Consider the following 14,283-nt stretch of genomic DNA (forward strand, 5'->3'; position numbering starts at 1 on the left):
CGCTAAACAGCTTTCTTATCTTTCTCTCGTTACCTGGCCCGTCATCGTGCGGGCGGCGATGGAGATGGTTTCAGTTGAAAAGGCATGGCCTGACCGCAAGGGGGGTTGCCAGTGGCAACCCCCTCGAGGTGGATCAGCGACCGGATTTGATCCGGTTCCAGGAGCGCGTGATGATGCGCTGGCTGGCCAATGGCCGGGGCTTGGCTACATACAGATTGGCCATCACCTCTTCGGTCGGGTAGATCGACTCATCCGCCAGAATGTCGGCATCGACCAGTTCGTCAGCCGCCTTGTTCGGATTGGCGTAGGACACATAGTCGGTGATCGGCGCGATCACTTCCGGGCGCAGGATGTAGTTGATGAAGATGTGGGCGTTTTCGGCGTTCGGTGCATCCTTGGGGATCGCCATCATGTCGAACCACAGTGCGGTGCCTTCCTTGGGGATGGTGTAGCCGATGTTGACGTTGTTGCCGGCTTCCTCTGCGCGGTCGGCGGCCTGGAATACATCACCGGAGTAGCCGACGGCAACACAGATCTCGCCATTGGCCAGATCGGAGATATAGCGTGAGGAGTGGAAGTAGGTGACGTGGCTGCGCACGCTCATCAGCAGGTCTTCGGCCTTTTTCAGGTCGTCGGCGTCATTGCTGTTGGGGTCCAGGCCCAGATATTTGAGCGCGGAGGTGAGCATTTCATCACCGGAGTCGAGCATCGACACACCGCAGCTCGACAGCTTGCTGACCACTTCGGGGTTGAATACCAGGTCCCAGGAGTCCAGCGGCGCGTCTTCGCCGAGGATGGCGGTGACCTTGTCGATGTTGTAGCCGATACCGTTGGTGCCCCACAGGTAGGGGATAGAGTAGGTGCTGCCCGGGTCCACGGTTTCCAGGTCGTCCATCAGGGCCGGGTTGAGGTTGGCCATGTTGGGCAGCTTGCTGTGATCCAGCGGCAGGTAGACGCCAGCCTCGATCTGCTTGCTCAGATAGTGATTGGACGGCACCACGATGTCGAACCCGGAGCGACCGGTCAGCAGTCGCGCATCGAGCACTTCGTTGGAGTCGTACACGTCGTAGGTCACCTTGATGCCGGTCTCTTTCTCAAAGTTGGCAATGGTGTCCTCGGCGATGTAGTCCGACCAGTTATAGATCTTCAGCTCGCCAGCGGCCTGGGCTGCACCGGCGAACAGGCCAGCGGTGGCCAGGGCCAGCAACGTCTTCTGCATTGGTTGTTTCATGGTGTCTCCTGTTGCAGACTCCAGCCAACGCCTGTGGCCTGGTCTGCCTTGTTGGTGTTGGCCGGGTGCTGAACCCGGCCGTTTCAGGGTAAATGGGTTCAGCGTCCGGCTTTGATCCTGGTCCATGAGCGGGTGCGTACGCGCTCGATATTCACCGGCAGTTCGGCCAGGGTGAAGAGTTTATTCAAGGTCTCTTCGGGCGGATAGATGCTCGGATCATTTAATACTTCAGGGTCAATCAGCGACTTGGAGGCCAGGTTGCCATTGGCGTAGGCGACATAGTTGCTGATCTCGGCAATGACTTCGGGTTTCATGATGTAGTTCAGGAACGCATGGGCGTTGTCGACGTTGCGTGCATCCCTGGGAATGGCCATCATGTCGAACCACATTGGTGCGCCTTCCTTGGGAATCACGTACTCGATGACCTGGCCGTTCTCGGCCTCTTCGGCGCGGTCGGCGGCCTGGATCACGTCGCCTGACCAGGCTACGGCTACGCAGATGTCGCCATTGGCCAGATCGGTGATGAACTTGGACGAGTGGAAGTAGGTGATGTGTGGGCGAATGCTCATCATCAGCTCTTCGGCCTTGGCATAGTCATCGGCATTGGTGCTGCTGGGCGGCAGGCCCAGGTAGAACAGTGCGGCCGGGGTGATCTCTGACGGTGCATCGAGGAAGGCGACACCGCAGGAGGCCAGCTTGGCGATGTTTTCCGGTTTGAACACCAGATCCCAGGAATCGACCGGGGCGTCTTCACCCAGCACGGCCTTGACCTTGTCGACGTTGTAGCCGATGCCGGTGGTGCCCCACAGGTAAGGGAAGGCGAACTGGTTGCCAGGGTCATTGGTTTCCAGGGCCTTGAGCAGGACCGGATCAAGGTGCTCCCAGTTCGGCAGTTTGCTGCGATCCAGTGGCAGGAAAGCGCCGGCCTTGATCTGTTTGGCCAGGAAGCTGTCACTGGGCACCACGATGTCGAAGCCGGAGTTACCGGACAACAGCTTGGCTTCCAGCACTTCGTTGCTGTCGAAGACGTCGTAGACCACCCGGATGCCAGTCTCGGCCTGGAAGTTGGCCAGAGTGTCTTCAGCGATATAGTCGGACCAGTTGTATACGTTTACTACGCCCTGGGCTTGAACGCCGGCACTGAGTGTCAATGCCATGGCGCTGGCCAGCAGGGTCTTGCTCAGATGCTTTTGCATTGGTTCTTCTCTCCATCCGTTTTGTAAACGCGGTGCCGTGTGCGACACGCTCCCTCCCCAGCACATGCCCGGGGACCGGGCATGCTCCAGTGTAGTCGCTGGTCCGGCCCTGGCTCAGACGCCGAGCTGTTCGGCGGCCAAATCCAGACAACGCCAAGCCTTGGCGACCAACTCGTCGATTTCCTCCGGCTTGATCACCAGCGGCGGCGACATGATCAGGGTGTCACCGACCGCGCGCATCACCAGGCCGTTGCGTACGCACAGGTCACGACACAAGGTCCCGGTGCTGCCCTTCTCGGCGAAGCGCTCCCGGGTAGCCTTGTTCTTGACCAACTCGATAGCGCCGAGCAGGCCAACACCGCGTACCTCGCCAACCAGACGGTGTTCCGCCAGACTGGCGATTTTGCTCTGCAAATACGGTGCCGCTTCCTGCTTGACGTAATCGACGATCTTTTCTTCGCGCAGAATGCGCAGGTTTTCCAGGCCGACTGCGGCCGCCACCGGATGTCCGGAGTAGGTGTAGCCGTGGAAGAACTCGCCGCCGTGTTCGATCAGAGTGTTGGCTACCCGGTCGCCGACGATCACTCCGCCCATGGGCAGATAACCGGAGGTCATACCCTTGGCAATCGGCATCAGGTCCGGCTTGAGGTCGAAGTACTGGCTGCCGAACCATTCGCCGGTGCGACCGAAGCCGCAGATCACTTCGTCTACCACCAGCAGAATGTCGTACTTGGCGAGAATCCGCTTGATCTCCGGCCAGTAGGTCGATGGCGGAATGATTACCCCGCCGGCGCCCTGGATCGGTTCGGCGATAAAGGCCGCGACCTTGTCCTCGCCCAGTTCTTCGATCTTGGCCTCGAGCTGACGTGCAGCCCACAGGCCGAACTCCTCGGGATCCATATCACCGCCTTCGCCGTACCAGTACGGCTGCGGGATATGCACGATGCCGGGAATCGGCAGGTCGCCCTGTTCGTGCATCACCGACATGCCGCCGAGGCTGGCGCCGGCCACGGTTGAACCATGGTAGCCGTTGATCCGGCTGATGATGGTCTTCTTGCCCGGCTTGCCCTTGAGGTCCCAGTAGCGGCGGACCATACGCAGCACGGTGTCGTTGGACTCCGAGCCCGAGCCGGTGAAGAACACGTGGTTCATGTGCGCCGGAGCGATCTCGGCAATCGCCTTGGCCAGTTGTACCGCCGGCGGGTTGGCGCACTGGAAGAAGCTGTTGTAGTAGGGCAGCTCAAGCATCTGCTTGTAGGCCACCTCGGCCAGTTCGGTACGGCCGTAGCCGATGTTGACGCACCACAGCCCGGCCATGCCATCGAGAATCTGGTTGCCTTCACTGTCCCACAGGTAAACCCCCTGAGCCCGCTCGATGATGCGCGCGCCCCGGGCGCCCAGGTCTTTGTGGTCGGTGAACGGATGCAGGTAATGGGCGGCATCCATGGCTTGCAGCTCGGCGGTGGTATGTCGGATCTGACTGCTCATTGATTCTTCCTCCATGCCGGCCCAGGGCGATACGCCGGCAAGTTGCCTTCAACCGCGCCCGGCCCGGGCGCTTCTATTTATACGCTCAGCAGCAGGAACTCACGTTCCCAGGAACTGATTACACGTTTGTAGTTTTCGTGCTCGACCCGCTTGACCGCGACATAGCCACGGCAGAACTTCTCGCCCAGCACTTCCTGGACCTCGTGACACTGCTCCATGCGCTCCAGTGCCGACTCCAGGGTCAGCGGCAGGCGCAGGTTGCGGCGCTCATAGGCACGGCCCTTGACCGGCGCCGATGGGGTGATCTTGCTGACCATGCCCAGGTAGCCGCACAGCAGGCTGGCGGCAATGGCGATATAGGGGTTGGCGTCGGCCCCGGCCAGGCGGTTCTCGACCCGGCGGTTCTGCGGATCGGAGTCCGGCACGCGCAGGCCGGCAGTGCGGTTCTCCTCACCCCATTCGACGTTGACCGGTGCCGAGGTGTCGGGCAGGAAGCGGCGGAATGAGTTGACGTTCGGGGCGAACAGCGGCAACACCTCGGGGATGAAACGCTGCAGGCCGCCGATGTGATGCAAGAACAGTTCGCTCATGGTGCCGTCGGCATTGGAGAACACGTTCTTGCCACTCTTGCGGTCGATGATGCTCTGGTGCAGGTGCATGGCGCTGCCCGGCTCGTTGGTGATCGGCTTGGCCATGAAGGTGGCGGTCATGTCGTGCTTGAGTGCAGCCTCGCGCATGGTGCGCTTGAACACCAGGATCTGGTCGGCCAGTGACAGTGGGTCGCCGTGACGGAAGTTGATCTCCATCTGCGCGGTGCCTTCTTCGTGGATCAGGGTATCCAGATCCAGGCCCTGGGCCTCACACCAGTCGTACATGTCTTCGAACAGCGGATCGAATTCGTTGGCAGCGTCGATCGAGAACGACTGCCGGCCGGTTTCCTGGCGTCCGGAACGTCCGATCGGCGGCTGCAGCGGCAGGTCCGGGTCCTCGTTGCGGCGGGTCAGGTAGAACTCCATCTCCGGCGCCACCAGTGGCTGCCAGCCCTTGTCGGCATACATCTTGAGCACTTTCTTCAGGATGTTGCGCGGTGACATGTCGATGGGGTTGCCCATCTTGTCATAGCAGTCGTGGATGATCTGTGCGGTTGGCTCGATAGCCCACGGCACCAGATAGATGGCGCTTTCATCCGGCTTGCAGACCATGTCGATGTCGGCCGGGTCGAGCAGCTCGTAATAGATGTCATCTTCGACGTAGTCACCGGTCACCGACTGCAACAGAATGCTTTCGGGCAGGCGCATGCCTTTTTCCGAGATGAATTTCATCGTCGGCGCGATCTTGCCGCGGGCAATGCCGGTCAAATCCGAGACCATGCATTCCACCTCAGTGATCTTGTGTTCCTTGAGCCATGCTTCAATCTTGTCCATACAATCCTCAGGAGTGCCTGGCTGCACGTGCCCGGCAGGCGTCGCCAAACGCCTTGAATATCGACAGGTAGAAGGGGTTTTTCGTGACCTTCCACTCTGGATGCCATTGCACGCCCAGCGCGAAGTTGGGAGCTTGGCTGACCGAAAAGGCTTCGATCAGTCCATCGGGCGCAGTTGCTTCGGGCCGCAATCCGGGCGCCAGCTGGTCCACGCCCTGGGTATGCAGGGAGTTGACCTGTGCCGAGTTGCGGCCTGACAGTTCATAGAGTAGTCCTCCCGGTTCGATCTGAACCTCGTGGGACAACCCATATTGGACATCAACTGGCTGCTCCTTGTCTTCACGATGCTCGATGAATCCACCGACTTCGTGCAGGCGCTGGTGCAGGCTGCCGCCAAAGGCGACATTCATTTCCTGAAAACCGCGACAGATACCCAGCACCGGGATGCCGCGCTCGACGGCGCGCTTGATCAGCGGCAGGTTGGTGGCATCGCGTTTGGGATCATGTTTGGTGCCCTCGACACTGGCTGGGCCCTGATAGTGATGCGGTTCGACATTCGAGGGCGAGCCGGTGAACAGCAGTCCGTCAAGATTATCGAGCAGTTGCTCGGCATCCAGGCGCTCGCCCAGTGCCGGGATCAGCAGAGGCAGGCCGCCGGCACCATCGACCACGCCGAGAATGTATTTCTCACCGACGATGTGGAACGGGTGAAGGCCAAGCTGGTCGGTGCAACAGGAGATGCCGATAAGGGGTTTGCGTGTCGTGGACATGATGCTGAGTCTGTGTTGTATATCTGACATGACGTCATTGTTGTTCGATTTTTTACACAATAGCAATAAAAAATAATTAACACAAAGCCCGTTTTTTTTGACAGATAAAACCGCTTTGCCGTGAGTGTTAGGGATCCTAATGGGCCTAAATGGTGCAGTGTGCACCGCGATTGGGCGGGTGCGGCTCTATTGACTCCCCAAGGCCTTTCGGATTTACTCTCATCTTAGAGCTAACGTGATTGATATATTTTACAAATAACAGGTGACAAACCATGCAAGCCCAAGCCGGAACGGACGCTACCGCAGTGAAGGCTGTCGCAGCCGCCATCAAGCCTGCCAGTGTCCAGGAAGCTGAGGCGTTCCTCGCCAAGCATCCGGAAATCCACTTCATCGATCTATTGATCGCCGATATGAACGGCATCGTGCGCGGCAAGCGCATCGACCGCTCCGCCCTGGTCAAGGCCTATGAAAAGGGCATTGCCCTGCCGGCTTCGATCTTTGCCCTGAACATTCAGGGCACAACGGTTGAAGAAACCGGGCTGGGGTTGGAAATCGGTGATGCTGATCGCATTTGTATGCCAATCCCCGGGACGCTGAGCATCGAGCCCTGGCAGAAGCGTCCAACCGGACAGTTGCTGATGACCATGTTCGAGCTGGATCGAACGACGCCCTTCTTCGCTGATCCCCGTTATGTCCTGCAACGCATCGCCCAACGCTTCGAAGAGTTTGACCTGAAAATTGTTTCAGCTTTTGAGTTGGAGTTTTACCTGATCGACCAAGAGAACATTACCGGTCGCCCTCAGCCCCCCCGTTCCCCTATTTCCGGCAAGCGCCCCAACTCGGTTCAGGTCTACTCGATGGATGATCTGGATGAGTACGCCGAGTTTCTCGAGGACGTCATCGAAGCTGCCCACGAACAGGGCATCCCCGCTGACGCCATCGTCGCCGAATCGGCGCCTGGTCAGTTCGAGGTCAACCTGCATCACGTCGATGATCCGGTGAAGGCTTGTGACTACAACGTCTTGCTCAAGCGGGTGATCAAGAGCGTGGCCTATGATCACGAGATGGACACCACCTTTATGGCCAAGCCTTATTACGATCAGGCAGGCAATGGCATGCATGTGCACATCAGCCTGGTCGACAAGGATGGCCGCAATGTGTTCGCGCCCAATCCCGATGGCAGTCTGAGTGATCTGCTGCGCTGGTCGATTGGTGGTCTGCTCGAGTGCCTGCCGCAGTACATGGCGTTCCTGTGCCCGAACGTGAATTCCTACCGCCGTTTCAGTGCCGGCTTCTATGTGCCCTGTGCGCCGACCTGGGGGATCGACAACCGTACCGTGGCAGTTCGGGTGCCCGGTGGCGAGCCGGAAGCGATGCGGATCGAGCATCGCCTGGCCGGTGCCGATGCCAACCCTTATCTGCTCATGGCCGCGCTGCTCAGCGCCATCCACTACGGCATCAGCAACAAGATCGAACCGCCAGAGATGACTGAGGGCAATGCCTACGAGCAGCACGAGGTGTCGCTGCCAACCAACCTGCGTGATGCGCTGCGGGAGTTGGAAAACTCCGAGGTGATGAAGGCCTACATCGGCGAGGAGTATCTGGACGTGTTCGAGCTGTGCAAGGAAAGCGAGCTGGACGAGTTCGAGAAAACCATCTCTGATCTGGAGTATATGTGGTATCTGCATACGGTCTGAGTGTGGCCTGCTGCTGATACGAAAATCCCGCCTGCGTGGCGGGATTTTTGTGTCCCCCCGGATGGTCCGTGCCATTGCTTGGGGCCAACACCAAAACTGATTTAATCAGTGTTTCCTTAATCGTTTGCTCAAGGAAAAACCTATGATCGCTCAACCTACCTGGTATCAGGCCAGTGCCCATTCAGCACCGGCGCATCCAGCGCTCAGCGGCGAGCGCCGCGCCGACGTCTGTATCGTCGGCGGTGGCTTTACCGGGGTCTCGGCAGCGCTGGAACTGGCCCAGGCCGGGCGCCGGGTCATCCTGCTGGAGGCCGAGCAGATCGGCTGGGGCTGCTCCGGGCGCAATGGCGGACAGATCAACCCCGGGCCGGCCTGTGACTATGCAACCCTGGTGCGTCAACTGGGCGCGGCCGATGCGCGCAAGGTCTGGGCCTTGTCGGTCGAGGGGGTTGAACTGTTGCGCCGGCGGGTGGCCGAGCATGCCATTGACTGTGATTTGAAGGCCGGCATCCTGCTGGTGGCCAACAAACTCCGCCAGGTCGATGAACTGCAGCAATGGCAGGCCTCGTTGCAGGCGCTGGATTACCAGCAGCTGGAGTTTTATGACCGGGCCAGTCTGCAGCAGTTGCTGCGCGCCGATTATCAGGCCGGGGTCATGGACTGGGGGGGTGGTGACCTGCATCCACTCAATTATCTATTGGGCCTGGCGCGTGCGGCGCAGGCGTGCGGTGCCGAGCTGTTTGAGCGCTCAAGGGTGCTGGACTGGCAGCAGGATGCTCTGGGGGTGACTGTACGCAGCTCGCACGGGCAGGTACGGGCCGAGCAACTGATTCTGGCCGGCAATGCCTATGTCGGAAAGCTGTTGCCCTGGACCCAGCGACGCTTCATGCCGATCGGCAGCTATATCGGTGCCACGGCGCCGCTCGGAGATCTGGCCGGACAACTGATTCCGTCGCGCGCGGCGGTCTGCGATATGAACCATCTGATCGACTATTACCGCCTGACTGCCGACAACCGGCTGCTGTTCGGTGGCCGGGCCAGTGCCCGCGACGGCCATCCGAACCGCTTGCGGGCGGTCATGCGCACACGCATGGCGCAGGTATTTCCGGCGCTGGCCGAGCAGGACTTCGAATATCTGTGGGGCGGTCAGGTGGCGATGACCGCCACCAAGGCGCCGCAGTTTGGCCGCATCGGCAGCCGGGTGCTGTTTGCCCAAGGTTATTCGGGGCAGGGGGTGGCGCTGGCTGGGCTGGCCGGACAATTAGTGGCCCAGGCATTGATCGGCCGGGCTCAGGGCTTTGATCTGTTTGCCCGGCTGCGGCATCCGCTGGTGCCGCCGGGGGCACCGTTGCAGGTGGCGGTCCGGGCTTTGGCCTTGCTGTGGTATCGTCTGCGCGATATGCGATAAAGCGGCCAAACCATGACCAAGCCCAAAGTCCCGAAACGTCGAGCCAGCAGCCAGGATCGGATCGAACGGATTCTCGATGCTACTGTGCGCCTGCTCAGCCGCCAGAGCCTGGCGGAGCTGTCGATCTACACCATCGCCGAGGAGGCCGAGATACCACCTTCATCGGTCTATCACTTCTTCCCGCAGTTGGGTGATGTGCTGGCGGCTTTGGCTATGCGGGTGTTTGCCGAGCTGGATGAAGTGCTGAATGCACCGTTCCAGCAGCCGGCTCCTGCCACCTGGATGGCGCTGGTCGAGCAGTTGGAGGCGCGTTTTCAGCACTACTACCAAACCCATCCGGCAGCCTGTGAACTGATCCTCGGTGCCTATGAGTTGGCGGCGATCCGTCAGGCCGACCGCCAGCATGACCGGCAGTTGGGCGATAGCCTGCGGGTATGCCTGGAGCGTCATTTTCAGCTGCCGGTGCTGCCGGAGCAGGTTGATATCTTTACCCTGGCCATGCAGGCAGCGGACAAGCTGCTGGCGGTCGATTACCAGCAGCACGGGCGCCTGACGCCAGCCATGTGTCAGGAAGCGACCCGCATGATGCTGGCCTATCTGGGCCTGTATCTGCCGCCGCTGTTGGCGCCGGTGCGAGCTGACTGATGGGGCTGTGGCGGCGCTGGAAGCTCTGGCGCGAAAATCAGCGTCTGGCCCGTTTGCAGGTCGGGCCGCAGGATTGGCAACGGGCGCTGGGTGACTGGCCGGCCTGGCAACGTTTGCCGGCCCCGCAGCGCCAGCGTCTGCAGGATCTGGCTCTGCGCTTTCTGCTGCGCAAGCATCTGGTGGCCGTGCAGGGCGCCGAGCTGGATGACCGGTTGCGCCTGCGAATTGCTGGCATGGCGGCGTTGCCGGTGCTGGAGTTGGGCCTGGACTGGTATGCCGGCTGGCACACTCTGATCATTTATGACGGGCCGTTTGTTACCGAGCACCAGTGGATGGACGAGGCTGGCGTGGTCCATGAGGAACTCAGTGAACGCAGCGGCGAAGCCTGGGAGCGCGGGCCGGTGGTGTTGTCTCTGGCCGATGTCCTGGCCTCTGGTCAGGGCCAGGGCTACAACGTGGTAATCCATGAGTTGGCGCATACCCTGGATATGCGCCAGTCCGGCGCCAATGGCGCGCCACCGCTGCATGCCGGGATGGATGCCGATGCCTGGCAGCGCGATATGCAGGCCGCCTGGGATGATCTGGCCCGGCGAGCTGAGCAGGGCGACTGGCTGCCGGTCGACGAATACGCTCTGGAAGATCCGGCCGAGTTCTTCGCGGTACTCTCGGAAAGTTTCTTTGAAAACCCCGCACCCTTGCATCAGGCCTGGCCGCGGGTCTATCAGCATCTGTGCGCGTTTTACCGCCAGCAACCGCGGTAGTGCCCGACGCGATTTACTGGCCTGTTGCTCGGTTCGGCGTACGCGGCCTTAGCGACTATTCTGAATGCAGCAGATCAGGTTTTTTGCAGATAAAAATCGGCATTTTTTTGTCACTTGAAAGCTGTAGTGTGTTTTTTAGCTTGTAAGGCAGATATTTATCGAATATAAAGGTTGAAATCCTCTCACCTAGGAGTCTGTCATGTCTCGTCTCGTCAGCGTTGCCGCCACCCAGATGAGTTGTAGCTGGGATCGTCAGGACAATATCGCCAAAGCCGAACGCCTGGTGCGTGAGGCCGCCGCCAAGGGGGCGCAGATCATCCTGATTCAGGAGTTGTTCGAGACTCCGTATTTCTGCCAGAAACCCAATGCCGACTACCTGCAACTAGCGACCACAGTCGATGAAAATCCGGCTATTGCGCATTTCCAGCAACTGGCCCGGGAGCTGGAAGTAGTGCTGCCGATCAGTTTCTTCGAGCTGGCCGGTCGGGCCCGGTTCAACAGCATTGCGATCATCGATGCCGATGGACGCAACCTTGGGGTCTACCGCAAAAGCCATATTCCCGACGGCCCGGGTTATCACGAAAAGTACTACTTCAACCCCGGCGATACCGGGTTCAAGGTCTGGGATACCCGCTATGCACGGATTGGGGTCGGGATTTGCTGGGACCAGTGGTTCCCCGAATGCGCCCGGGCGATGGCGCTGCTGGGCGCGGAAGTATTGTTCTATCCGACTGCGATCGGCACCGAACCGCATGACCCGAACATCAATTCCCGGGAGCATTGGCAGCGGGTCCAGCAGGGCCATGCCGGTGCCAACCTGATGCCGTTGGTGGCCAGCAACCGGATCGGCAAGGAGGTTCAGGGCGATTACGACATCAGCTTCTACGGCTCTTCCTTTATTGCCAACCAGTTGGGCGAGAAGGTTCAGGAGCTGAACCAGACCGAGGAGGGCGTGCTGGTCCAGCAGTTCGATCTCGATCAGCTGGAACATATCCGCAGCGCCTGGGGTGTATTCCGTGATCGTCGGCCAAATCTGTACGGGCCGATCAAGACCCTGGATGGTTCGCTGGAGTCCTGAACATGTATACCCTGCATTCCACCCCGCGGGCCGATGGCTTTTACATGCCCGCCGAATGGGCGCCGCACGGCCAGACCTGGATGGTCTGGCCAGAGCGCCCGGACAATTGGCGACTTGGGGCCAAGCCGGCTCAGGCGGCGTTTGCCGAAGTAGCCAAGGCGATTGCCGGATTCGAGCCGGTCAGTGTCTGCGTCTCCGCCGGCCAGTACGAAAATGCCTGCGCTCAGCTCGACCATCCGGGAATTCGGGTACTGGAGATGAGCAGTGACGATGCCTGGGTACGCGATACCGGGCCGACCTTTGTCATCAATGGTCAGGGCGGGTTGCGTGGCGTCGACTGGACCTTCAACGCCTGGGGCGGCTTCAATGGCGGCTTGTATTGGCCCTGGCAGCGTGACGATCAGGTGGCCGGCAAGATCCTCGGGCTGGAGCGCTGCCCGCGCTACCGTACTGACGGTTTTGTGTTGGAGGGTGGCGCCATTCATGTGGATGGCGAGGGTACGCTGATTACCACCGAGGAATGCCTGCTCAATCCCAACCGCAACCCGCATCTGGTGCGCGAGGAGATTGAGCTGCGGCTCAGCGACTACCTGGGCATCGACAAGGTGATCTGGTTGCCGCAGGGGCTTTACAACGACGAGACTGACGGGCACGTCGACAATTTCTGCTGCTTCGTGCGGCCCGGTGAAGTGCTGCTGGCCTGGACCGATGACGAGGCTGATCCCAACTATCCGCGTTGCCAGGCTGCGCTCAAGGTGTTGCAGGCCAGTCGCGATGCAAGGGGCCGGGAGCTGTTGGTGCATCGGATGCCGATTCCTGGGCCGCTGCAGGCCTCGGCCGAAGAGTGCGCCGGGGTGGATCGGGTAGTCGGCACTCAGCCGCGTGATCCGTCGATCCGCCTGGCCGGGTCCTATGTCAACTTCCTGATCGTCAACGGTGGCATCGTCGCCCCCAGTTTTGCTGATCCCGCCGATGAACAGGCCCGCGAGATATTGGCCCAGCTGTTTCCCGAACGCCGGGTCGTGATGGTTCCGGGGCGGGAAATTCTGCTCGGCGGCGGCAATATCCACTGTATTACTCAGCAACAACCTCAGCCTTGACACCACCCCGGTCCTGAATTCGGTTATAGTCAGGCCGGGGCCAGCCCCGTGTTGCCAGCGCCACCCCGTTCGGTGTGGCGCTGTTCAGGTCCAAGAGCGGACCAGTATCTTGCATTGTAAGGATTAGCATGCACTCCATATCCCTCTTTCGTTTTGCTCCGCTAGGCACTCTGGTTCTTGGTCTGGCGTTGTCCGGTTGTGCCGTGACTCAAACAGCTACCACCCCGGCAGATGGTGTCAGGACGCTGGCTGGTGAAATCACCACGCGCAGCGCCGTTAACCACAAGGACGGTACGCGCTACCAGAGCTTTACTCTCAATCTGCGTCAGGGCGAAATGATCCGGGTCAGCCAGGAAGGTGCGCTGAGCGCCCCGGTGTTCACTTTGCTCGACCAGCAGCAACAACTGATCAATGGCCCGCGCCCCGGAACGCTGTACCTGACGCCGCCTGCCGATGGACGCTACACCCTGACTGTCAGCGGTGCCGACAGTAGTGCCTATGGCCCCTTTCGTCTGACCCTGGAGCCGGTGATCCCGCACAATCAGGGTGAGCTGGTCGTGGGTGAGCCGATCCACGGGGTGCTGACGGGCAGTGCCAACCAATATCAGTTGACGGTCAGCGAGGCCGGCCTGTACGAGCTGACGCTGGATTCCGATGAGTTCGACGCAGTGCTGAAGCTGCAGGGCAATGGCCTGGAGCTGGAGGATGACGATGGCGGCACTGGCACCAACTCTCGGCTGTCGACCCTGTTGCAGGCCGGTAGTTATCAGGTTATCGCCGGTAGTTGGGGTGACTCGGAAGCGGGTGTCTACAGCCTGGCATTGAATCGCCGGACGTTGCCGGCCGATCTGGTGCTGGTCAATGAGGGCGCCTTGCGTCTGGGTGATGAAATCACTGGCCTGGCTACCAGCGAGGCGCGGACCTACAGCCTGAATGTGCCCAGCCGCGGCATGCTGCGTTTGCGCATGAGTTCGGTTGAGGTCGACAGCTACCTGCAACTTGAAGGTCAGGGGCTGAACGTGACCGACGATGACGGTGCCGGCCAGGGCTATGACGCCCAGATCGTTACCCTGGTTGAGCCGGGCAGCTACAGCGTCAAGGCCTCCAGTGTCGGCAGCGACAGCGGCCTGTTTACCCTGAGCAGCAGCCTGAGCCCGGTGCGTTCGGTCGGTAGTCTGGTGCGGCCGGGGGATGCCGTGGCCGGGTCTCTGAGCAATGGCCGTACGGCGACCACCACGCTGCGTATCAGCGAGGCTGGCAGCTATCGCATTGAGCTGTACTCAAGTGCCTTCGATGCCTATCTCAAGCTGGAGGGCAATGGTCGTCAGGAAGAGGATGATGATGGTGCCGGTGGGACCAATGCTGGTCTGAACCTGCATCTTGAGCCGGGCGACTATCAACTGATCGGCTCGGCCTACGGTAATTCGGGTAGTGGCGATTATCTGTTATTGGTTGAGGCGCGCTAAACGAGCGACCGAGGCTATTT

12 protein-coding genes are annotated in these 14,283 nt (G+C 60.4%); 7 read left to right on the forward strand and 5 right to left on the reverse strand.

The genetic code is table 11. From position 1 onward, the window contains the following. Positions 1-133: 133 nt before the first annotated feature. The 5 genes from C2846_RS09450 to C2846_RS09470 form a co-directional block, all read right to left on the reverse strand. A complete protein-coding gene (locus C2846_RS09450) occupies positions 134-1,231 on the reverse strand; it encodes a polyamine ABC transporter substrate-binding protein (RefSeq protein ID WP_080049234.1) in 1,098 nt (365 codons plus the stop codon). A gap of 98 nt (positions 1,232-1,329) precedes the next feature. Next, positions 1,330-2,427, reverse strand: a complete 1,098-nt coding sequence (locus C2846_RS09455; RefSeq protein ID WP_080049235.1) for an extracellular solute-binding protein — start codon at positions 2,425-2,427, stop codon at positions 1,330-1,332. Positions 2,428-2,541: 114 nt separating this feature from the next. Further along, positions 2,542-3,915, reverse strand: coding sequence for an aspartate aminotransferase family protein (locus C2846_RS09460; RefSeq protein WP_080049236.1), 1,374 nt, complete (start codon positions 3,913-3,915; stop codon positions 2,542-2,544). Between the two features lie 77 nt (positions 3,916-3,992). Beyond that, complete coding sequence (locus C2846_RS09465; protein ID WP_080049237.1) at positions 3,993-5,339, reverse strand: glutamine synthetase family protein; 1,347 nt, start codon at positions 5,337-5,339, stop codon at positions 3,993-3,995. Positions 5,340-5,346: 7 nt separating this feature from the next. Further along, a complete protein-coding gene (locus C2846_RS09470) occupies positions 5,347-6,108 on the reverse strand; it encodes a gamma-glutamyl-gamma-aminobutyrate hydrolase family protein (protein WP_080049238.1) in 762 nt (253 codons plus the stop codon). A gap of 272 nt (positions 6,109-6,380) precedes the next feature. Here C2846_RS09470 and C2846_RS09475 point away from each other — a divergent pair, with 272 nt between their 5' ends. The 7 genes from C2846_RS09475 to C2846_RS09505 all read left to right on the forward strand — a co-directional run bounded on the left by C2846_RS09475 (position 6,381) and on the right by C2846_RS09505 (position 14,263). Then, positions 6,381-7,805 (forward strand): glutamine synthetase family protein, encoded by a 1,425-nt coding sequence (locus C2846_RS09475; protein ID WP_080049239.1) that lies wholly within the window; start codon positions 6,381-6,383, stop codon positions 7,803-7,805. 142 nt (positions 7,806-7,947) lie between these two features. Beyond that, positions 7,948-9,213 carry an NAD(P)/FAD-dependent oxidoreductase gene (locus C2846_RS09480; RefSeq protein WP_080049240.1) on the forward strand — a complete coding sequence of 422 codons (1,266 nt, stop codon included), beginning with the start codon at positions 7,948-7,950 and terminating at the stop codon, positions 9,211-9,213. Between the two features lie 12 nt (positions 9,214-9,225). Further along, a complete protein-coding gene (locus C2846_RS09485; protein WP_080049241.1) occupies positions 9,226-9,858 on the forward strand; it encodes a TetR/AcrR family transcriptional regulator in 633 nt (210 codons plus the stop codon). Next, positions 9,858-10,619, forward strand: a complete 762-nt coding sequence (locus tag C2846_RS09490) for a M90 family metallopeptidase (RefSeq protein WP_080049242.1) — start codon at positions 9,858-9,860, stop codon at positions 10,617-10,619. Before C2846_RS09485 ends, C2846_RS09490 begins: the two co-directional genes overlap by 1 nt. 199 nt (positions 10,620-10,818) lie before the next feature. Next, entirely contained in the window at positions 10,819-11,697 is an 879-nt protein-coding gene (gene aguB / locus C2846_RS09495) for an N-carbamoylputrescine amidase (protein WP_080049243.1), read from the forward strand. Between the two features lie 2 nt (positions 11,698-11,699). Further along, positions 11,700-12,797 carry an agmatine deiminase gene (gene aguA / locus C2846_RS09500; RefSeq protein WP_080049244.1) on the forward strand — a complete coding sequence of 366 codons (1,098 nt, stop codon included), beginning with the start codon at positions 11,700-11,702 and terminating at the stop codon, positions 12,795-12,797. A gap of 128 nt (positions 12,798-12,925) precedes the next feature. After that, entirely contained in the window at positions 12,926-14,263 is a 1,338-nt protein-coding gene (locus C2846_RS09505; RefSeq protein ID WP_080049245.1) for a hypothetical protein, read from the forward strand. Positions 14,264-14,283: the final 20 nt, after the last annotated feature.

The organism is Pseudomonas jilinensis (assembly GCF_003586265.1).
GTDB lineage: Bacteria > Pseudomonadota > Gammaproteobacteria > Pseudomonadales > Pseudomonadaceae > Halopseudomonas > Halopseudomonas phragmitis.